This is a genomic window from Streptomyces sp. NBC_00576 (assembly GCF_036345175.1).
Taxonomy (GTDB): domain Bacteria; phylum Actinomycetota; class Actinomycetes; order Streptomycetales; family Streptomycetaceae; genus Streptomyces.
In genome coordinates, this window is the sequence record NZ_CP107780.1 from 8751322 (window position 1) to 8771964 (window position 20643).

The 20643-nt window shown below is 69.8% G+C and carries 17 protein-coding genes and 2 pseudogenes; 11 read left to right on the forward strand and 8 right to left on the reverse strand.

Annotation, left to right across the window (positions count from 1 at the left end; genetic code table 11):
- Window positions 1–8 precede the first annotated feature (8 nt).
- Genes tyrS through OG734_RS38150 form a run of 3 tightly spaced genes read right to left on the reverse strand, consistent with a single transcriptional unit; the run spans window position 9 to window position 4233 of the window.
- The gene (gene tyrS / locus OG734_RS38140; RefSeq protein WP_330291984.1) at window positions 9–1274 is read right to left on the reverse strand and encodes a tyrosine--tRNA ligase; all 1266 of its coding nucleotides are present in this window, start codon (window positions 1272–1274) and stop codon (window positions 9–11) included.
- A gap of 44 nt (window positions 1275–1318) precedes the next feature.
- Window positions 1319–2713: a metallopeptidase TldD-related protein gene (locus OG734_RS38145; RefSeq protein WP_330291985.1), complete on the reverse strand. Its 1395-nt coding sequence runs from the start codon at window positions 2711–2713 to the stop codon at window positions 1319–1321.
- Entirely contained in the window at window positions 2710–4233 is a 1524-nt protein-coding gene (locus tag OG734_RS38150; protein ID WP_330291986.1) for a TldD/PmbA family protein, read from the reverse strand. The genes OG734_RS38145 and OG734_RS38150 overlap by 4 nt, the downstream gene beginning before the upstream one ends.
- Window positions 4234–4512: 279 nt before the next feature.
- Between OG734_RS38150 and fabG the strand changes: the two genes are divergently transcribed.
- The 3 genes from fabG (at window position 4513) to OG734_RS38165 (ending at window position 6548) form a co-directional block, all read left to right on the forward strand.
- Window positions 4513–5232, forward strand: coding sequence for a 3-oxoacyl-[acyl-carrier-protein] reductase (gene fabG / locus OG734_RS38155; RefSeq protein WP_330291987.1), 720 nt, complete (start codon window positions 4513–4515; stop codon window positions 5230–5232).
- Between the two features lie 5 nt (window positions 5233–5237).
- The gene (gene fabI, locus OG734_RS38160; protein ID WP_330291988.1) at window positions 5238–6005 is read left to right on the forward strand and encodes an enoyl-ACP reductase FabI; all 768 of its coding nucleotides are present in this window, start codon (window positions 5238–5240) and stop codon (window positions 6003–6005) included.
- A 189-nt stretch (window positions 6006–6194) separates the two neighbouring features.
- Window positions 6195–6548, forward strand: coding sequence for a hypothetical protein (locus OG734_RS38165; RefSeq protein ID WP_330291989.1), 354 nt, complete (start codon window positions 6195–6197; stop codon window positions 6546–6548).
- Here the strand turns inward: OG734_RS38165 and OG734_RS38170 are convergent.
- Window positions 6523–7113 (reverse strand): annotated as a pseudogene (locus OG734_RS38170) (FadR/GntR family transcriptional regulator). The gene OG734_RS38165 and the pseudogene OG734_RS38170 sit on opposite strands and share 26 nt — an antisense overlap.
- 94 nt (window positions 7114–7207) lie before the next feature.
- Here OG734_RS38170 and OG734_RS38175 point away from each other — a divergent pair.
- From OG734_RS38175 to OG734_RS38190, 4 genes are all read left to right on the forward strand, one after another.
- Complete coding sequence (locus OG734_RS38175) at window positions 7208–8542, forward strand: CynX/NimT family MFS transporter (RefSeq protein WP_330291990.1); 1335 nt, start codon at window positions 7208–7210, stop codon at window positions 8540–8542.
- A gap of 66 nt (window positions 8543–8608) precedes the next feature.
- Window positions 8609–8725, forward strand: a complete 117-nt coding sequence (locus OG734_RS38180) for an SGM_5486 family transporter-associated protein (RefSeq protein ID WP_124002440.1) — start codon at window positions 8609–8611, stop codon at window positions 8723–8725.
- A gap of 157 nt (window positions 8726–8882) precedes the next feature.
- A complete protein-coding gene (locus OG734_RS38185) occupies window positions 8883–9089 on the forward strand; it encodes a hypothetical protein (protein WP_330293941.1) in 207 nt (68 codons plus the stop codon).
- Between the two features lie 85 nt (window positions 9090–9174).
- Window positions 9175–9693: a SixA phosphatase family protein gene (locus OG734_RS38190; RefSeq protein ID WP_330291991.1), complete on the forward strand. Its 519-nt coding sequence runs from the start codon at window positions 9175–9177 to the stop codon at window positions 9691–9693.
- Between the two features lie 107 nt (window positions 9694–9800).
- Here the strand turns inward: OG734_RS38190 and serB are convergent, their stop codons facing one another.
- Both serB and OG734_RS38200 read right to left on the reverse strand, forming a co-directional pair.
- Window positions 9801–11003, reverse strand: a complete 1203-nt coding sequence (gene serB, locus OG734_RS38195; RefSeq protein WP_330291992.1) for a phosphoserine phosphatase SerB — start codon at window positions 11001–11003, stop codon at window positions 9801–9803.
- Between the two features lie 105 nt (window positions 11004–11108).
- On the reverse strand, window positions 11109–13292 hold the full coding sequence (locus OG734_RS38200) for a streptophobe family protein (protein ID WP_330291993.1): 2184 nt from the start codon (window positions 13290–13292) through the stop codon (window positions 11109–11111).
- 240 nt (window positions 13293–13532) lie between these two features.
- Between OG734_RS38200 and OG734_RS38205 the strand changes: the two genes are divergently transcribed.
- Window positions 13533–16052 carry an ABC transporter ATP-binding protein/permease gene (locus OG734_RS38205; RefSeq protein WP_330291994.1) on the forward strand — a complete coding sequence of 840 codons (2520 nt, stop codon included), beginning with the start codon at window positions 13533–13535 and terminating at the stop codon, window positions 16050–16052.
- An 85-nt stretch (window positions 16053–16137) separates the two neighbouring features.
- Here the strand turns inward: OG734_RS38205 and OG734_RS38210 are convergent, their stop codons facing one another.
- Both OG734_RS38210 and OG734_RS38215 read right to left on the reverse strand, forming a co-directional pair.
- Window positions 16138–16896, reverse strand: a complete 759-nt coding sequence (locus OG734_RS38210; RefSeq protein ID WP_330291995.1) for a lytic transglycosylase domain-containing protein — start codon at window positions 16894–16896, stop codon at window positions 16138–16140.
- 339 nt (window positions 16897–17235) lie between these two features.
- Window positions 17236–18059 (reverse strand): annotated as a pseudogene (locus OG734_RS38215) (S-adenosylmethionine:tRNA ribosyltransferase-isomerase); the annotation flags it as partial.
- Between the two features lie 195 nt (window positions 18060–18254).
- On the opposite strand from OG734_RS38215, the gene OG734_RS38220 reads away from it, so the two are divergent.
- The 3 genes from OG734_RS38220 (at window position 18255) to chpE (ending at window position 20427) form a co-directional block, all read left to right on the forward strand.
- Window positions 18255–19400, forward strand: coding sequence for a GAF domain-containing sensor histidine kinase (locus tag OG734_RS38220; RefSeq protein ID WP_330291996.1), 1146 nt, complete (start codon window positions 18255–18257; stop codon window positions 19398–19400).
- Window positions 19393–20034, forward strand: a complete 642-nt coding sequence (locus tag OG734_RS38225) for a response regulator transcription factor (RefSeq protein WP_330291997.1) — start codon at window positions 19393–19395, stop codon at window positions 20032–20034. The genes OG734_RS38220 and OG734_RS38225 overlap by 8 nt, the downstream gene beginning before the upstream one ends.
- 147 nt (window positions 20035–20181) lie before the next feature.
- The gene (gene chpE / locus OG734_RS38230; RefSeq protein WP_330291998.1) at window positions 20182–20427 is read left to right on the forward strand and encodes a chaplin ChpE; all 246 of its coding nucleotides are present in this window, start codon (window positions 20182–20184) and stop codon (window positions 20425–20427) included.
- Window positions 20428–20643: the final 216 nt, after the last annotated feature.

The following is a 20643-nucleotide window of genomic DNA, read 5'->3' on the forward strand; positions in this document are numbered from 1 at the left end:
CAGCCTGATCAGCCGGTGACCTCCACCGCCGCCAGGTTCTTCTTGCCCCGGCGCAGGACCAGCCACCGCCCGTGCAGCAGGTCCTCCTTCGCGGGAACCGCGTCTTCGGCGGTGACCTTCGCGTTGTTCACGTAGGCGCCGCCCTCCTTCACCGTGCGCCGCGCGGCCGACTTGCTGGCCACCAGCCCGACCTCGGCGAACAGGTCGATGACCAGTCCCGCCTCGGCGACCTGGATGTGCGGCACCTCGGAGAGGGCCGCGCTCAGCGTCCGCTCGTCGAGCTCACCCAGCTCGCCCTGGCCGAAGAGGGCCTTGGACGCGGCGATCACGGCGGCCGTCTGCTCGGCGCCGTGCACCAGCGTCGTCAGCTCCTCGGCGAGCGCGCGCTGCGCGGCCCGCGCCTGCGGACGCTCCGCGGTCTGCGCCTCCATCGCCTCCAGCTCTTCCGGAGACTGGAAGGACAGGATGCGCATGTACGTCGAGATGTCCCGGTCGTCCACGTTCAGCCAGAACTGGTAGAAGGCGTACGGCGTCGTCATCTCCGGGTCGAGCCAGATGGCCCCGCCCTCGGTCTTGCCGAACTTGGTGCCGTCCGCCTTGACCATCAGCGGCGTGGCCAGACAGTGCGCCTCGGCGTCGGGCTCAAGCCTGTGGATCAGATCGAGGCCTGCCGTGAGATTGCCCCACTGGTCACTGCCGCCCTGCTGGAGCGTGCAGCCGTACCTCCGGTACAGCTCCAGGAAGTCCATGCCCTGCAGGAGCTGGTAGCTGAACTCCGTGTAGCTGATCCCTTCCTGGGACTCCAACCGCCGGGCGACGGAGTCCTTGGTCAGCATCTTGTTGACACGGAAGTGCTTGCCGATGTCCCGGAGGAACTCGATGGCGGACAGGCCGGCCGTCCAGTCCAGGTTGTTCACCATCACAGCGGCGTTCTCGCCCTCGAAGGACAGGAACGGCTCGATCTGCGCGCGGAGCCGCGTCACCCAGTTCGCGACCGTCTCCGGGTCGTTCAGCGTGCGCTCCGCGGTGGGACGCGGGTCGCCGATCTGGCCGGTCGCCCCGCCGACCAGGGCCAGCGGCCGCAGGCCCGCCTGCTGGAGGCGGCGCATGGTGAGCACCTGCACCAGGTGACCGACGTGCAGACTGGCCGCCGTCGGGTCGAAACCGCAATAGAACGTGACGGGACCGTCCGCGAGCGCCTTGCGCAAAGCGTCCTCGTCAGTGGACAGGGCGAACAGCCCACGCCACTTCAGCTCGTCGACGATGTCCGTCACGGTTCTCGTATCTCCTTGAGTGGTCTCGTGAATCAGGTACGAGGTTATACGCCCTGACTGACAGAGCTCATATTGAAGTCCGGCACCCGCATCGCGGGCATCGCAGCCCTAGTGAACCAGTCGCTCCACTCCCGGGGCAGCGTCTTTTCCGTGCGCCCCGCCTCGACGGCCCGCCCGAGCAGGTCCACCGGCGACTCGTTGAACCGGAAGTTGTTGACCTCCCCGCTGACCTCGCCGTTCTCCACGAGGTACACCCCGTCGCGGGTCAGGCCGGTGAGCAGCAGGGTGGCCGGGTCGACCTCGCGGATGTACCAGAGGCAGGTCAGCAGGAGCCCGCGCTCCGTGTTCGCGACCATCTCCTCCAGGGATCTGTCCTCGCCCCCGTCCAGGACGATGTTCCCGATCGCCGGCGACACGGGCAGGCCGGTCAGCCCGGCGGTGTGCCGGGAGGTGATCAGCCGGTTCAGTTCGCCCTCGCGGATCCACTCCGTGGCGCTCAGCGGCAGCCCGTTGTCGAACACCGATTGGTCGTCGCCGGAGGAGTGGGCCAGCAGGAAGGGGGAGGCCTCCAGGCCGGGCTCGTTCGGGTCGCTGCGCAGCGTCAGCGGCAACTCGGTGAGCTTCTCGCCGATACGGGTCCCGCCGCCCGGCTTGGAGAACACCGTGCGCCCCTCGGCGGCGTCCCGCGCGGACGCCGACCACATCTGGTAGATCAGCAGGTCGGCGACGGCGGTCGGCGGCAGCAGCGTCTCGTACCGCCCGGCGGGCAGCTCGATCCGCCGCTCCGCCCAGCCGAGGCGTACGGCGAGTTCGGCGTCGAGGGCAGCCGGGTCGACGTCCTTGAAGTCCCGAGTCGACCGCCCGGCCCACGCGGACCGCGTACGGTCCGGGGACTTGGCGTTCAGCTCCAGCGTCCCGTTGGGCTGGTCATGGCGCAGGCGCAGTCCCGTCGACGTACCCATGTAACTCGACACCAGCTCGTGGTTGGCGAAGCCGTACAGCTCCCGGCCGCCCGCACGCGCGCGTGCGAACGCCTCGCCGAGCGCCGGCGCGAAGTCGGCGAACACCGCGGACGAGGTCTCGACCGGCGCGTCCGTGAAGTCCGGGGACTCCGGTACACCCCCGACCAGCGCCTGGGCGTCCTCCGCGGGCCCGGCGCCGCGCGCGGCGGCCTCGGCGGCCCGTACGAGCGGTTCCAGCTCGTCGGCGGTGACGGCAGCGCGGGAGACGACCCCCGAGGCCGTGCCCTGCTTGCCGCCGACGGTGGCGACGACGGTGAGCGTGCGCCCGCGCGTGACCCCGTTGGTGGTGAGGGCGTTGCCCGCCCAGCGCAGGTTGGCAGTCGACTCCTCGTCGGCGATGACGACACACCCGTCGGCCCGGGACAACTCGAGGGCCCGCTCGACGATTTCGTGCGGCTTGTTCATACGGGCGCTCATCGACCGGCCTCCTGTGTGGTGTTGAGAATGTTGACGCCCTTGAAGAGGGCCGACGGGCACCCGTGGGACACCGCCGCGACCTGCCCCGGCTGGGCCTTGCCGCAGTTGAAGGCACCGCCCAGTACATATGTCTGCGGACCGCCGACGGCCGCCATGGAGCCCCAGAAGTCGGTGGTCGTCGCCTGGTAGGCCACATCCCGCAGCTGCCCGGCGATCCGGCCGTTCTCGATCCTGAAGAACCGCTGCCCGGTGAACTGGAAGTTGTAGCGCTGCATGTCGATGGACCAGGACCGGTCCCCGACGACGTAGATCCCGCGGTCGACCCCGCCGATGAGATCCTCGGTCGCCAGCCCGCCCGGGTCCGGCTGCAACGAGACATTGGCCATGCGCTGCACGGGCACATGCCCGGGAGAGTCGGCGTACGCGCACCCGTTGGACCGCTCGAACCCGGTCAGCCTCGCGATCCGCCGGTCCAGCTGGTACCCCACGAGGGTGCCGTCTTTCACCAGGTCCCACGACTGACCGGCGACGCCCTCGTCGTCGTAGCCGATGGTCGCCAGACCGTGTTCGGCGGTGCGGTCGCCGGTGACGTTCATCAGCTCGGAGCCGTATCTGAGCTTGCCGAGCTGGTCGAAGGTCGCGAAGGACGTGCCCGCGTACGCAGCCTCGTAGCCGAGGGCCCGGTCCAGCTCGGTGGCGTGGCCGATGGACTCGTGGATGGTCAGCCACAGGTTGGACGGGTCGACGACCAGGTCGTACAGCCCCGCCTCGACGCTCGGTGCCCGCATCTTCTCGGCGAGCAGCTCGGGGATCTGTTCGAGCTCGGAGTCCCAGTCCCATCCCTTGCCCGTGAGGTACTCCCAGCCGCGCCCGACGGGCGGCGCGATGGTCCGCATCGAGTCGAACTCGCCGCTCGACTCGTCGACGGAGACGGCCGTGAACTGCGGGTGCAGCCGCACCCGCTGCTGTGTGGTGACGGTCCCCGCGGTGTCGGCGTAGAACTTGTTCTCGTGCACCGTGAGCAGCGAGGCGTCGACATGGTTGACCCCGTTCGCCGCGAGCAGCCGCGCGCTCCACTCGGCCAGCAGGCCCGCCTTCTCCTCGTCGGGCACGCTGAACGGATCGACCTCGTAGGAAGAGACCCAGGTCGTGTCGGTGTGCACCGGTTCGTCGGCGAGTTCCACACGCTCGTCGGACCCCGCCGCCTTGATCACCTGGGCGGAGAGCTTCGCCATGGCCACGGCCTGAGAGGCGACCTTCGCGGCGGCGTCCATGCTCAGATCCACACCCGATGCGAACCCCCAGGTGCCGCCGTGCACCACCCGCACCGCGTAGCCCAGGTCCGTGGTGTCCGACGATCCGGACGGCTTGGCGTCCCGCAGCCGCCAGGACGCGCTGCGCACCCGCTCGAACCGGAAGTCCGCGTGCTCGGCACCGAGCGCACGCGCGCGGGCGAGGGCGGCGTCGGCCAGGGCACGTAGGGGCAGTGCCAGGAATGACTGATCGACCTCATGGGCCATGAGCGGCCTCTCCTTGTCACGGTGAGTGTGATGCGTCTGTCTCGCAGTGAATCATGCAGGTCTGACATCAAGGCTTCCAACGGATTCGCCTCGATCAGGGCAGTGCGGGAGACGGGAGCCGGCAGCACGCCGACTGTAGAGACCCGACAGGACCAGGGGTGCGCCACTGTCGGTGCCCGATTGTCCGCGGGTGCGGGCGGACCGATAGGTTTTTGGAGAAGCAGCCTGTCAACCCTGGTGTTCGGGCAGGTGTTGAACCGCTAACGAAAGGGTGATCCGTTGAGCCGCTCGGTTCTCGTCACCGGAGGCAACCGGGGCATCGGCCTCGCCATCGCCCGCGCGTTCGCCGAGGCCGGCGACAAGGTCGCCATCACATACCGTTCCGGTGAGCCGCCGGCCGCCCTGACAGAACTGGGCTGCCTCGCCGTCAAGTGCGACATCACCGACACCGAGCAGGTGGAGCAGGCCTACAAGGAGATCGAGGCCGAGCACGGCCCGGTCGAGATCCTCGTCGCCAATGCCGGTGTCACCAAGGACCAGCTCCTGATGCGTATGTCCGAGGAGGACTTCACGTCCGTCCTCGACACCAACCTCACCGGCACCTTCCGCGTCGTCAAGCGTGCCAACCGCGGCATGCTGCGCGCCAGGAAGGGCCGCGTCGTACTGATCTCGTCGGTCGTCGGGCTGTACGGCTCGCCGGGGCAGGCCAACTACGCCGCCTCCAAGGCCGGCCTGGTCGGTTTCGCCCGCTCCCTCGCCCGTGAGCTGGGCTCGCGCAACATCACCTTCAACGTGGTCGCGCCCGGCTTCGTCGACACCGACATGACCAAGGTCCTCACCGACGAGCAGCGCGCGGGCATCGTCTCGCAGGTGCCGCTCGGCCGGTACGCGCAGCCGGAGGAGATCGCCGCGACGGTGCGGTTCCTCGCCTCGGACGACGCCTCGTACATCACTGGAGCCGTCATCCCCGTTGACGGCGGACTGGGAATGGGTCACTGATCACCATGAGCGGAATTCTCGAGGGCAAGCGCGTCCTGATCACCGGTGTGCTGATGGAGTCGTCCATCGCCTTCCACACCGCCAAGCTGGCTCAGGAGCAGGGCGCCGAGATCATCCTGACCGCGTTCCCGCGGCCCACGCTGACCGAGCGCATCGCCAGGAAGCTCCCCAAGCCCACCAAGGTCCTGGAGCTCGACGTCACGAACGAGGAGCACCTGGGCCGCCTGGCCGACCTCGTCGGTGAGGAGCTCGGCGGCCTCGACGGCGTCGTCCACTCCATCGGTTTCGCCCCGCAGGACGCTCTCGGCGGCAACTTCCTCAACACCCCGTTCGAGTCCGTGGCCACCGCCATGCACGTCTCGGCGTACTCCCTGAAGTCGCTCACCATGGCCTGTCTGCCGCTGATGCAGAACGGCGGCTCGGTCGTCGGTCTCACCTTCGACGCGAAGTTCGCCTGGCCGCAGTACGACTGGATGGGCCCGGCCAAGGCCGCCCTGGAGGCCACCAGCCGTTATGTCGCCCGCGACCTGGGCAAGCAGAACATCCGCTGCAACCTCATCTCCGCCGGTCCCCTGGCCTCCATGGCCGCCAAGTCCATCCCGGGCTTCGGCGAGCTGGCCGCCGTGTGGGACGACCGCTCGCCCCTGGAGTGGGACCTCAAGGACCCCGGGCCGGCCGGCCGCGGTGTCGTCGCACTGCTCAGCGACTGGTTCCCGAAGACCACGGGCGAGATCATCCACGTGGACGGCGGGCTGCACGCGATCGGCGCCTGAGCGCTGCCGCTGCCGCTGCCGCCGAGGCATGGCCGACATTTCGAGGGCTCGCGTCGCTTTTTGGCGCGGGCCCTCTGCGCGTCACCCGTTCGGCTCATCCGGCCGGGCGGGGGAGAGGGGTAACTGGGCACTCTGGATTACGCGTTCACCTCGCGTTTCCTCCCCAGCACGGCCGAGGAGGTCCTCCTTGTGCGCCTGCCCCGCAGCTTCGCCCCGCTGCTCGTCGCCGTAGCTCTCATAACCACTGTTCCGTACGAGGCCGTGCCACACACGCGCGTGGAGGCACGACAGCCGGAACGGCCCGAGCCCTTCGGCTCCACCTGTCACACCCGGGTCACCGGCTCCAAGGTGACCGCGTACTGCCACAACCCTTACGTGCCTGCCGACCGCGTACGTCTGCACATCGAGTGCGACCGCTGGTGGGACCTCGACAGCGACGGCTCCTCTGTCGAGGCCGGGCCCGCCCAGACCGTACGGCTCACCGGCCGCTGCTGGAAGGAAGTCCGCTCGGTGTGGGTCAGCCACCAGAAACGGACGCCCTGAGCCGGCACACGAACGGATAACCCGCCGCCTCCCTGGCGGCGGCCGCCGCGTCGCCCGCGCGGATCGCGACGATGAGCGACGATGAACGGGGCGTGGTCCACGTACGTCCGAGGGGTCAGCTCCTCACCGATGTCGTCGCGGAGCCAGTCCCGCAGGACCTCACCCAGGTCCGCGTACATCGTCGTCATCACGTCGTTGTGGGACGCGGCCAACACCGCCATGTGCAGACTCGCGTCGGCCTTCACGAACGCCTCCCCGGACACCCAGGCCTCTTCCCGGTGCGCCAGGAGTGCGTCCAGCTGCTTGAGGTCGCGTTCGGTGCGCCGCAGGGCCGCCGGCTCGGCCGCACCCGACTCCAGTGTGGAGCGCAGCTCAGCGATGTGCCGGGGATCCGCGTCGGCGGACCGGCGGTGCATCACACCGGCCAGCTCACTGGCCGCCACGACGTAGGTGCCCGAGCCCTGGCGGATGGCCGGCAGCCCGTTGTGCGCGAGGGCCCGGACCGCTTCTCGGACCGTGTTCCGGGCCACTCAGCCGAGGTGATCTGGTTCCGCAGTGCGGTGATGACCTACTCGGACAGAGCCGATCGACGGGGGTGGCTCAGCGGCGGCATGGCACATCTTCGTACGGGCGAGTACAACCAATCATCCTATGATTCTATGCTTGGCGTCATGGTGAGCGAGGAAACCCGGACGACGATGTCCACATCCATACGCGACTCGGCGGAGCCGGAGAACGAGACCGGGGGAACCGTGGAGACAGGCGGAACAGCCACGCGCGCGTGGCTCACACGGCTGGTCGTCGTCGGCATCGTGCTGTCCGCCCTCAACCTCCGCCCCGCCATCACCAGCCTCGGCGCCCTCCTCGAAGAGGTGCGCGACGGACTCGGCATGAGCGGCACCGCGGCCGGAGTACTCACCTCCGTACCCCCGTTCTGCTTCGCCCTCTTCGGCGTCATGGCACCGCGTCTGGCCCGCCGCTTCGGCGTCGGCGCGGTCGTGTGCGCGGGCATGGCGGCCATCGCAGCTGGCCTGGCGATCCGACCCTGGACGGGCACCGCCGCGGGCTTCCTGGCCGCCAGCGCGCTCGCGCTCATGGGAATCGCGGTCAGCAACGTCCTGATGCCGGTCATCGTCAAGCGCTGGTTCCCCGACCGGGTCGGCTCCATGACGGGCCTGTACTCGATGGCCCTCGCCCTCGGCACCGCCGCCGCAGCGGCGATCACCGTGCCCATGACCGAGGCGCTGGGCGGGAGTTGGCGGACGGGACTGACCGTCTGGGCGGTTCTCGCGATGGCTGCCGTGGTGCCCTGGATCCCGCTGGTACGGGAACGGGGCGCGGGCGGATCGAGGCGGGAGGCGCTTCCCGTGCGCGGGACGTCCGCCACGGCGCAGGGGGCCGGTGCCCTGCGTATCACCCGGAGTCGTACCGCCTGGGCGCTCGCCGTGTTCTTCGGGCTCCAGGCGACCGCCGCCTACATCACCATGGGCTGGATGGCGCAGATCTTCCGGGACGCGGGCGTCCCGGCCGGCACCGCCGGACTGCTGCTCGCCGTGACCATGGCGATGGGCGTGCCGCTCGCCTTCGTCATCCCGCGTGTCGCCACGCGCCTGCCCCAGCAGGGGCCCATCGTGATCGTGCTCGGCGGTTGCGGACTCCTCGGATACGCGGGCCTGTACCTCGCGCCGGCCGGCGGGGCCTGGGTCTGGGCAGTACTGCTCGGCATCGCCAACTGCGCCTTCCCGCTGGCCCTCACGATGGTCGGGATGCGGGCCAGGACGGGTGCGGGCGTCGCTCAGCTGTCGGCCTTCGCCCAGAGCACCGGCTATCTGATCTCGATCCCCGGGCCGCTGCTCGTGGGCGTGCTCTACCAGCACAGCGGCGGCTGGGGGCTGCCGCTCGCGCTGATGGCCGGCCTGATGCTGCCGCAGATGGTCGTGGGTGTACTGGCGGGACGTGACCGCGCCGTGGAGGACGAGGCGGCGACCCACTGACCTCACCCCGGGAGGTGCGAGCACCCCGGGAGGCACGAGCCAGGGAACGGGTGCGAGACTGGCCGTATGCCAGTGCTCGACCCGAACCCCCAGAACGGCCAGAAGAAGATGCTGATCGTCTTCGGCTCGTTCTTCGCCATCTTCGTGATCATCGCCGTCATCGCGACGATCGCCTCACCGTGACGGCCGTTGGTGGGGGTATCCCCACCATCCCCTAGGGGGCGAGTCTCAGGGTCAAGTGGGTGGATCTCCGGATGGGTTGAGGGCCGCGGGTTCCGTAACTTCGAGGTGTGGCCGCGAGATGCGGGCCACAGACGGCTCGAAGACCCACGGAGGCATCATGTCGGCCCGCACGCACTCCCGGCCCCTTCCGGCGACCACGCGTGGAGTCGACATACGGCTGCCATGGTGGGCCCTGGCACTGCCGACGCTCGCGTTCGTCGCGCTGTTCGTACTGATGCTGAACCCGACCGACGCGCAGGCTGCGAGCGGCGACCCTGTGATCGCCCACTTCCTTGAGCGTGTGCGGGATCTGGTGACACGTTGAGCGCCGTGGACACCCCATTCCCACCTGCGGAGCCGCCCGTCAACTCCCTGCGCCCCGTGGCGTGTTTCATGCGAAGCTGGGTGCCATGAGCGTCGCAGAACCCCGCAGGATCGTCCTCTTCCGGCATGCGAAGGCCGACTGGCCCCAGGTGACCGATCACGAGCGGCCGCTCGCTGACCGGGGCCGCAAGGACGCCGCTGTCGCCGGGCGCAAGCTGGCCGACACCGGCATCCCCCTCGGCCTGGCCCTCTGCTCCACCGCCACCCGGACCCGCGAGACCTGGAAACTCGCGGTCCAGGAACTCCCGCAACGGCCGAAGACCGTCTACGAGGAGCGGATCTACGAGGCCTCACCGGGCGAGCTCATCGCCCTGCTCAACGAAACCCCGGACGACACCCAGAACGTGGTCCTGATCGGCCACAATCCAGGAGTGCAGGCCCTCACCGGCATCCTGGCCGACGAGTCCGAGAGCGAAACCCGCACAAAGCTGACCAGCCTGGGCTTCCCTGCAGCGGCCTTCGCGACCCTTACCTTCACGGGCTCCTGGAAGGCCCTGGAACCGGGGACGGCAACACTGCTCGACTTCTGGGCACCGACGGAGTAGGGATCACAGGCTGCGGGCAGGCGTTCCGCAGGGCGATGGGGTCCCCCGGTCGAGTGAAGTCGAGACCGGGGCCCCAAGACTTTCCGCCCCGCGAAACCGGCAGAGGGCTACTCCTGCGTATCCGCCGCTTCGACCTCTTCCCGAGTGACCCCCAGCAGGTACAGCACGGTGTCCAGGAAGGGGAAGTTCACCGCAGTATGCGCGGCTTCCCGCACGACGGGCTTGGCGTTGAAGGCGACGCCGAGCCCCGCCGCGTTCAGCATGTCCAGATCGTTCGCCCCGTCACCGATCGCCACGGTCTGATCCAGCGGTACCCCTGCCTCCGCCGCGAACCGCCGCAGCAGCCGAGCCTTGCCCGCTCGGTCCACGATCTCGCCGATGACCTTGCCCGTCAGCTTCCCGTCGACGATCTCCAACGTGTTGGCCTGGGCGAAGTCCAGCCCGAGCCGCTCCTTCAGATCGTCCGTGACCTGGGTGAACCCACCCGAGACGACACCGACTTCGAAGCCGAGCCGCTTCAGCGTACGGATCAGCGTGCGCGCCCCCGGAGTGAGCCGGACCTCGCTGCGCACCTTGTCCACCACCGACGCGTCGAGCCCCTTCAGCAGCGCCACGCGCGCGTGCAGCGACTGCTCGAAGTCCAGCTCCCCGCGCATCGCGGCGGCGGTCACCTTGGCGACCTCGTCCTCGCAGCCCGCATGCGCGGCGAAGAGCTCGATCACCTCGTCCTGGATGAGCGTCGAGTCCACATCCATGACGACCAGCCGCTGTGCCCGCCGATGCAACCCCGCCGCGACGACCGCGATGTCGACACCGAGTGCCGCCGCGTCAGTGACCAGGGCCGTGCGCAGCGGCTCGGTCGCGACACCGGAGACGGCGAACTCGACCGCCGTCACGGGGTACTTGGCGAGCCGGAAGATACGGTCGATGTTGCCGCCGGCCCTGGTGATCCGCGCGGCGATCGCGGCGGTCGACTCGGCGGTCAGTGGATGCCCCAGCACGGTGACCAGTGAACGCCCGAGCCCGCGCGGCCGGTTGTCGCCGAGCCCGGAGATGATCTCCGCCTGCATCTTCATGGACTCCGCCCAGCTGTGGACGGTGGACCGCAGATCGCCTTCGATCCCGGCAGGCGGCTGAGTCACGAGCGCGCACAGCACCATGCGGCCACGCGTGACGACCTGCTCGATGTCGACCACGTCCACGGAGTAGGCGGCAAGTGTGTCGAACAGACCGGCGGTGATGCCCGGCCTGTCCTTGCCGAAGATTTTGACGAGAAGAGTGGGTACGTCAGCGGTCTGCGTAGCGTTCATGGTGATTCCACCGTATCCGGCACCCAGTGCCTACCGCGCACGCGGTCCGCCTGACGGACAGGGAACAGTACGTTTCATGGGGGTGGCCAGGACCTTACGGGCAGGTCAGCGCCGTCCTTTGGGCGTGCCGGGTGGCGGGGGCGGAGGCGGCGGCGGGGGAGGAGTCCGCTTCTCCGGCACGGCCCCCGACGAGCCACTCCTGCGCCATCCGGGCCGTCGCGGCGGCGGCGAGACCGGCCTGGCCATGGTGGGCAGGCCGTAGATGTTCTCGGGCGGCTGCTCCTCGCCGCCCGAGCCGCCCCCTTCACCGGAACCGCTCCCCTCGCCCGAGCCGCGCTCCTCACCGGAACCGCTCCGGTCACCGGAGCCGCCCCTCCCACCGGGATCGGCGCCCTGGCCCGGTCCGTTACCCCTGCCGGAACCAGTCCGCTCGGGCGCGCTACTCCCGTCGGGCGACCGTGCTCCCGTGCGCGGGGCCTCGGACGCCCACCCGCCCTCGTAGGGCCGTCGGCTGTCCGGAGCCCACCCGCCCCCCTCGTACGGCTGACCGGACCCGGACCCGGACCTTTGCCCGCCCCCATAGGGCCGCCCCGTCTCGCCCGGCCGCGCGTCCTCGGGCTCCACAGGGCCGTCCGGCAGCCGTAGATACGGATTGGTGTCGCGGTTGGGCGGCCGGTACGGCGAGCCGGGCGCGTACGGGCCTGGGTACGGACCGGGGCCTCCGGCCTTCGTAGGCCGGACGCCGTACCGCGCTTCCTCGGCCGCGGTACCGGTCACCCCGCTCGTCCCCACCGCTCCCGGCATCCCGGCCGTGGTACCCGTCACCCCGCCCGCCCCTCCCGGCCCCGCCCACGCGTCACCCAGTGCCAACGGCACCGCCCGCCACCCCGCTGCCCCGCTCGCGTACGCCAGCATTGCGCCGGCGGCGCCCGCGCCCGCGCCCCACACCGCGCCCAGCAGCAGGGCCGCGATCAGCTGCCCGTGCAGTTCGATTCCGGCGCCGAACGCGTCGAAGCCCAGGACCGAGATCGAGGCGTCCACGGACACCTCGGTCAGCCAGGCGAGCAGTGGCAACGCCACCGCGGTCACCGCCCCCAGCCGCAGCGCGCAGCGCCCGGCGAAACGCAGGGCACCCGGATCCCGCACGGCGAGGGGCACCCGCCCGTCCACGGCGTCCGGGCCGACTCCCGGGGCCAGTGGCGTCCGGGCCGCCGCGAGGATGCCCGCCAGCAGCATCATCAGGACCGCGGCGACCCCCAACAGCCATACCCGGTTGTCCAGTTCGGCCAGTCTGCCGAGGCTGACCGACTGGTCGTCCGGCGAGCTGAGGAGCCGGTCCAGGGGGTCCGGCAGGAAGTTCACCAGCACCCCGGACGCACTGCCGTCGAACGGGACGAACAAACCGATCGGGATGCCCAGCCAGACCCCGTTGGGGGCGCCGAGCAGAGCTGCGCCCGCGATGCGCTTGGGGTGGGCGTCGCCGATCGCCGCGTACGCCGCCGCCGCGAGCCCCGCCGCCACCGCCACCAGCGCCACGGTGACCAGGGCGGACGCCGCCGGACGTACGACGCGGTGGACCGCTTCCCAGCCGCGCGGCAGGGGAGTGCGCCGGGACGCCAGGATGGCGATCGCCAGGACGCCGACCGCCCAGACCAGGCCGCCCAGCAGAGTGGGGAGGGCGTCGACGCTGAAGCCGACCGCCGCCTTCGCGTCGATCAGGTCGCCGACCCGGTCGGGCAGCAGACCGCTGATGTCGCCGAGCCCGGGGATGTCCAGACCCCCGCCGTCGCCTCCTCCGCCCGTACCCGGCAGATTGTCGAGGCCCAGGCTGCCGCCGTCGATGGTGATGACGTCGTGCCCCGCCCAGGCCAGCCCGCCCAGGGTCGCCACGAAAAGGGCGATCACCGCGCCCGCGCGCGCGAGGAGTTCGGACGGGGAGATCGCAACTCCCGATCCGCGCAGGGACCGTAAGAAGAACCAGGACAAAAGCACCGCGCCCACCAGACCGACTCCCAGTGGCGTGATCTCGATGGCGGTGACCGCCTCCGCCCCTTTCAGGCCGAAGGCCGACACGTCACCGGACGGCGTGACCGAACCACCCGCCCCAAGTGCCACAACCGCCGCGGTCATCGGCCCCAGCGAGGCCGTGGAGTCCGCCTCCAGCAGATGCAGTCCGAGCGCCGCCGTTCCCGCCATTCCGATCAACGCCCAGCTCACGGCGGTGATCGCGGAGAGCATCACGTCTCCCCACGGCAGCCTCCGGCCCTGCTCGGCTGTCTCGATATTCATCGTCGGCCCCCGATCCGCGCGGCGGTGATGCACCGCGGGTGTCCCCCTCGCGTGGGATTACCACTCTCCGGTCCGGTTTCCACCCCGTCAACGGCGCGTCGCTGTCCGCTTCCACGCCCCGTCCGCAAGGCCCGACTTTCGGTCAGGGGGCTGAGCCTGAAATAGTTCCCCACGATGTTCGACATCCCTAGACTCCCCGTGTTGGGGCAAATTTCGGGGGACAACTCAGTGGGGCATGGAGTGCCGGAACTCGTACTGGAATTGAACGGACGGACCTGGACGCTCGATTCGTCCAGGCCCTACACCCTCGGACGCGATCCGCAGGGTGACATCGTGCTCGATGACGCCAGGGTCTCCTGGCGGCACGCCACGATCAGCTGGGGTGGCCGAAGCTGGGCCATCGAGGACCACGGCAGCACCAACGGCACCTTCGTGCAGGGGCAGCGCATCCACCAGATGGAGATCGGGCCGGGCTCGGCCGTCCATCTCGGCAATGCGACCGACGGCCCGCGCCTGAACCTCTCCAGCAGCGCCGCCTCGGTGGCGACACCGCAGGTGGCACAGCCTCAGCAGCAGCCGTTCGCGGCGCAGGGCGCGAGCCCCGGCTGGGCTCAGCAGCCGCCGCAGCAGCAGGCACCGGAGCAGAGCTGGCCGCAGTCCCAGCCGCACCAGCAGGCCCCCGCGATCCCGCAGCAGCAGGGTCCGGGGGCAGGGGCAGGGGCGCCGCCGGTGTACGGCGACCGCAGCCCGACCACCTTCCACCAGCTGCTCCTCGGCCGCGTGATGCGCATCGGCCGCGCGCTGGAGAACGACCTGGTCGTCTCCGACCTCCAGGTCTCCCGCAACCACGCCGAGTTCCACGCGACGCCCGACGGCCGCTTCGAGATCCACGATCTGGGCTCGCACAACGGCACGTACGTCAACGGTATGCCGATGGCCAAGGGCGGCACGGCGCTGCTCGGCCAGAGCGACATCGTCGGCGTCGGCCACTCGACGTTCCGCCTGGTCGGCGACCATCTCGAGGAGTTCGTCGACACCGGCGAGATCTCCTTCTCGGCCCGCCATCTGACGGTCACGGTGGACGGCGGCAAGCAGATCCTCAAGGACGTCTCGTTCGGCGTCCCGGAGAAGTCGCTGATCGCGGTCATCGGCCCGTCGGGCTCCGGCAAGTCGACGCTCCTCAAGGCGCTCACGGGCTACCGGCCCGCCAACCAGGGCGACGTCCTCTACGACAACCGCAACCTGTACAAGCAGTTCGCCGAGCTGCGCCAGCGCATCGGTCTGGTCCCGCAGGACGACATCCTGCACAAGGAACTGACCGTCAAGAAGGCCCTCAAGTACGCGGCCAAACTGCGCTTCCCCGCCGACACCACGACGGACGAGCGTGAGCACCGCATAGACGAGGTGCTGCGCGAGCTGAAGCTCGACATCCACAAGGAGAAGAAGGTCACCTCTCTCTCCGGCGGCCAGCGCAAGCGCGTCTCGGTGGCCCTGGAGCTCCTCACCAAGCCGTCGCTGATCTTCCTGGACGAGCCGACCTCCGGCCTCGACCCGGGCATGGACCGAGACGTCATGCAGCTGCTGCGCGGCCTCGCCGACGACGGCCGTACGGTCCTCGTCGTCACGCACTCCGTGGCCGAACTGGCGATCTGCGACAAGCTCCTCGTGATGGCGCCGGGCGGCGCGGTGGCGTACTTCGGCCCGCCCGAGGAGGCACTGAACTTCTTCGGCTACGACACCTGGGCCGACGTCTTCTCCGCCTTCGAGAACTACCGCGACTACGACTGGGCTGGACGCTGGAAGGGCTCCCAGCACTACCAGATGTACGCCGCGGACATCGACGCCGTCGCCCCGCAGTCCGTAGACATGCCGCCCGCACAGGCCATGCGCCCGCCCAAGCCGCAGGGCTGGGGCTCCCAGCTGATGACCCTGATCCGGCGTTACGTGACGGTCATCGTCTCCGACAAGGGTTTCCTGGCGCTGACGGTGATCCTGCCCGCGGTGCTCGGCGCGGTGAGCCTGCTCATCGACCCGGACAAGACCCTGCTGCCCGGCAAGGTGGCCAGGAACGGCCTGAACGTCCCGAACGGCACAGCCACCACCGTCCTGCTGATCCTCGCGGTCGGCGCCTGCTTCGCCGGCGCCGCGAACTCGGTCCGCGAGCTGATCAAGGAACGCGTCATCTACGAACGGGAGCGCGCGACCGGCCTGTCCCGCTCCGCGTATCTGATGTCCAAGGTGATCGTCCTCGGCTTCATCACGGTCCTGCAGGGCCTCATGGTCGGCGCGATCGGCTTCTCCAGCCGCACGATCCCGGACGAGGGCGTGATCTTCGGCAAGTTCGTGCTGCTCGAACTCTCCATCCCGATCATGGCGCTCGGCTTCTCCTCGATGATGTTCGGCCTGGTCATCTCCTCCCTGGTGAAGACCTCCGAGAAGACCATGCCGCTGCTCGTCATGTTCGCGATCATCCAGGTCGTGTTCACCGGCTGCCTGTTCATCCTGCACGGCAACATCGGCGTCAACGAGTTCTCGTACCTGATGCCGTCCCGCTGGGCGGTCGCCGCCGCGGGCGCCACGCTGGACTTCAACAAGATCAGCCCGAACGTCGACGACCCCGGCAGCACGGACCCGCTGTGGGATCACACGGCCGCGGCCTGGGGCATCGACATGTTGGCCCTGATCGCCATCGGCGTGATCTGCGGCTTCTTCGTGGCCCGCTTCCTGCGCCGCCACGAGCCCGAGGTCATGCGCAAGTGACCAAGGTCGTACGACGGTGAAGGGCGGCACCCCCGGTGGGGGTGCCGCCCTTTCGCCCTGTACGAGTCAGAGGTCCGCGCCGACCTCAGTACGCGCTGTCGACGTTGTCGATCGAGCCGTACTTGTCGGCCGCGTAGTTGGCGGCGGCCGTGATGTTGGCGACCGGGTTGTAGATGTTCGTCGACGTACCGGAGACGTGGTACGCGTTGAAGGTCGGGGGGATGACCTGGAGCAGGCCCTTCGACGGGATGCCGTTGATGGCGTTGATGTCCCAGTTGTTGATCGCGTTCGGGTTGCCCGAGGACTCCCGCATGATGTTGCGGTACAGACCGTTGTACGAACCCGGGATGCCCTTGGACTTCATGATGTCCAGGGACTCCTTGATCCAGCCGTCGAGGCTGTTGCTGTACGTCTTCGTGGCGGCCTTCTTGAGCGCGGCACGCTTGGCGGACCGGCTCGCGGCCTCCCTCGCCTTGCGCTCCTTCGCCGCCTTCGCCGCGGCCTTCTTCTTCGCGGCCTGCTTGGCCGCGGCCTTCTTTGCTGCGGCCTTCTTCGCGGCAGCGGCGTCGGCGGCCTTCTTCTTGGCTGCGATGGCATCGGCCTTCACGGTCGCGCCGGCCAGCTGGTCGGTGATGCTCGCCTTCACGTCCTTGACCTGCTCCTGGCTGAACACCACAGGAGCGACGGAGACGGCCTCGGAGGTGGCTTGGGCGTTGCCGCTAGGCACGAGGGTGAACGCGAGGGCGGCGCCGCTGAGCGTGGCGGCTCCGGCGATCGCGAGCTTGCGGGTCCTGGCTGACAGACGGATTCGACTATGACCAGAAGCAGTGGTGTTCTCGGGCATGGCGGATGGACCTCTTCGAATAGCGCGGAGGTCGCTCGGTTGTCCGGGGGACAGGGGTGCTTCCGACACAAACGCCGCGGGCGGAACCCGCGGCGCTGAGCGACGTTGCCATTCTTAGCGGCCGCAAAATGATGTGGCAAAGGTGTGACGTACTACGAGGGGTAGTGGACCGGGGAAGGGCAAAATAGGACAGATGGGAGCGTCTTTCCCGCTCACCGAGTGGACGTTTGTCTCCTATGCCACCTAGTAAGTGATGTGCGCCCTATGTTCGGGGTCACATGGGCCGAGCGTTCGTCTCACTACTGGTTGCGAGAGCAATGCTCAGCGTGAGGCCCTGTTTCATGCCTCGGCCGGAAGGTGGAGATGCACGTCCCCGGACTCGTGCCACAGGTACCGCTCGCGCAGCGACTCCTCGTACCCCCGGTCGATCGCCGCCCGCCCCGCGACCGCCTCCAGCACCAGCAGATGCGACGCCTCCGGCTCGTGCAGCCCCCGTCAGGAGCCCGTCGACGACCCCTATCCCACGCTCGGGCGGCACCACCAGGTCCGTCCACGCCTCGGCTGCCCGCACCCACCGTCCGGCCCCGCCGCGGACTCCACGGCCTGCACAGCCGTCGTACCGACCGCCACGGTGCGCCCGCCCCCCCGGCCCGCACGGCGTTGATCAGCCGCGCCGAGGCCTCCGGCACCGCGAACCGCTCCGGATACGGCGGCACGTACGCCTCCGCCGACGCGACCCCAGTGCAGCCTGACGGGCGCGAACTGCCCCCCCGGCTCACCGGCGCCGCCACCAGCCGCGCGGTGAAGGGCCGCCCGGCACTCGGCACCTCCGCGCTCCCCGCCCCATCGCAGGACGGCAGCGCGAACACCGTCTGATGGACGGACAACGGCTTGTCCCGTGCCGTACAGGAGTAGCGAATGGGCCGCCCGTGCTCCCGCAGAAGGGGCAGTACCTGCCCATCCACCCGCGCCCACCACAGCCGGGGACTGCGCACGGTCAGCGGCTCCTCCAGAACCAGTCCCGCGCCTGCGGACAGCCGCACCGCCGTCCCCGCGGACCCGCCCCCACGCGCGCGTGTGGTGCCCGTCCCGTCAGGATCCCGCAGCTCGACGGCCCACCGCCCGTCGTCCCCGCGCGTCGAGAAAAGCACCACCACGCGCGTACCCGAGGGAGCGCCGCAGGGCGGTGCAGACCGGAGTCGGCTGCGTTCACGCGGGCGAGGGCGTCAATGGCATGACATGCGTCCCCTCGTCGCGGCCGCAATGTGGTGGGACCCCTCGCCCTAGGCCCGACGGCCTAGGCGGGGGCCGACACAGGACGGATACGCACTGTCACACCCCGCCGGTACCGTGAGGGCATGAGTCAAGGACCACGGTCCGGCCTGGCCGCGGTGAGCGCCGCGCTGCTGGCCATGAGCAGGCACCTGGAGGTACGCGACGTCCTCAAGACGATCGTCGCCTCCGCCAGAGAGCTGCTCGACGCGCAGTACGCGGCGCTGGGCGTCCCGGACGACCACGGCGGCTTCGCCCAGTTCGTGGTCGACGGCGTCAGCGACGCCCAGTGGAAGGCCATCGGCCCGCTCCCGCGCCAGCACGGCATCCTCGCCGCGATGCTGCACGAGGCCCGCCCCGAGCGCCTGGCCGACGTGCGCAAGGACCCGCGCTTCGAGGGCTGGCCGTCCGCCCACCCCGACATGTCCGACTTCCTGGGCCTGCCGATCCGGGACGGCGACGAGGTGCTGGGCGCCCTGTTCCTCGCCAACAAGAGGTGCGCGAAACCCTCCGGCGGATGCGGCTTCACAGAGGACGACGAAGACCTCCTCGCCATCCTGGCCCAGCACGCGGCGATCGCCCTGACCAACGCCCGCCTCTACGAGCGCAGCCGCGAACTGACCATCGCCGAGGAACGCTCCCGACTCGCCCACGAACTGCACGACGCGGTCAGCCAGAAACTGTTCTCCCTGCGCTTGACGGCACAGGCCGCCGCCACCCTGGTGGACCGCGACCCCGCCCGCGCCAAGGGCGAGCTGCAGCAGGTGGCCGCGCTCGCCGCGGAGGCCGCCGACGAACTGCGCGACGCGGTCGTGGAACTGCGCCCCGCCGCCCTGGACGAGGACGGCCTGATCGCCACGCTCCGCACCCACGTCCAGGTCCTCGACCGGGCGCACTCCGCGCGCGTGACCTTCGACAGCCGCGGGGTCCGCGCCTTGCCGGCGGCCCAGGAGGAGGCACTCCTACGGGTCGCCCAGGAGGCCCTGCACAACGCGCTGCGGCACTCCGGGGCTGCCCTGGTGGAGGTGACCCTGGCGAAGCGCGGCCAGGGCGCCGCCCTGCGCGTCACCGACGACGGCAGCGGCTTCGACCCGACGGCGGTGCGCAGCGCCGGACGCCACCTCGGTCTGGTCTCCATGCGGGACCGGGCGAGCGGGGTCGGCGGCCGGCTGGACGTGGAATCGGCGCCCGGAAAGGGCACCACGATCGAGATGGAGGTCCCCGGTGGCTGACGCAATCAGGGTGCTGCTCGTCGACGACCACCAAGTGGTCCGCCGGGGCCTGCGCACGTTCCTCGAAGTGCAGGACGACATCGAGGTCGTGGGCGAGGCGTCGGACGGTGCCGAAGGAGTCGACCGCGCGCAGGAACTCAAACCCGACATCGTCCTCATGGACGTCAAGATGCCAGGCATGGACGGCGTCGAAGCGCTGCGCAGACTCCGCGAACTCGACAACCCCGCGCGCGTGCTGATCGTCACGAGCTTCACCGAGCAGCGCACGGTGGTCCCGGCCCTGCGCGCCGGCGCCGCCGGGTACGTCTACAAGGACATCGACCCGGACGCCCTCGCCGGCGCCATCCGCTCCGTGCACGCCGGACACATCCTGCTCCAGCCCGAGGTCGCCGGCGCGCTGCTGACCCAGGAGGAGACACACTCGGGCCAGGGCAGGGGCGGCTCGCTCACCGAGCGGGAGCGGGAGGTGCTGACCCTGATCGCGGACGGCCGCTCGAACCGGGAGATAGCCCGTGCCCTGGTGCTGTCCGAGAAGACGGTCAAGACGCATGTCTCGAACATCCTGATGAAACTCGACCTGGCGGACCGTACGCAGGCAGCGTTGTGGGCGGTACGTCACGGTGTGGTCGGATGACCGGCAATTCGGAACGTTCCCTTCCGGGCTGAGATTCATACCGTCGTGGGAATGTCCCCCGGATGGCGCATCCTTCGTGGATCTCCGGCGTTCTCCAGGGCGTGCTGCGGCGACCTGCCGCGGTGAACGCAAAGGGAGGGCTCAGAAATGAAGAACCTGAAGAAGGCCGCCGCTGTGACGATGGTGGCGGGTGGCCTCGTCGCCGCCGGTGCCGGTTTCGCCTCCGCCACGGACGGTGCGCACGCGAACGGCCAGGCCGTCGGCTCTCCGGGTGTCGCCTCGGGCAACCTGATCCAGGCCCCGGTGCACATCCCGGTGAACGTGGTGGGCAACAGCGTCAACGTCATCGGCGCGCTGAACCCCGCCTTCGGCAACCTCGGCCTCAACCACTGAGGAACCGCGACACCGAGGCGCTGAGGTCCTGACCTCCGGCCTCCTGGGTACGCCCGGGAGGCCGGTCCGGCACGACGGGCACCCGTTTGCCGCGTCCATCCAGCTCGGGCCCGGGCATCTCCAGCCCGTCCGGCGATTGAGGACGAGGCCGTTCAGGCCGAAGCGGGGGCCTGGGGGCGCCAGCCCCCAGCAACGCCCACACCAACCGTCCCGCAC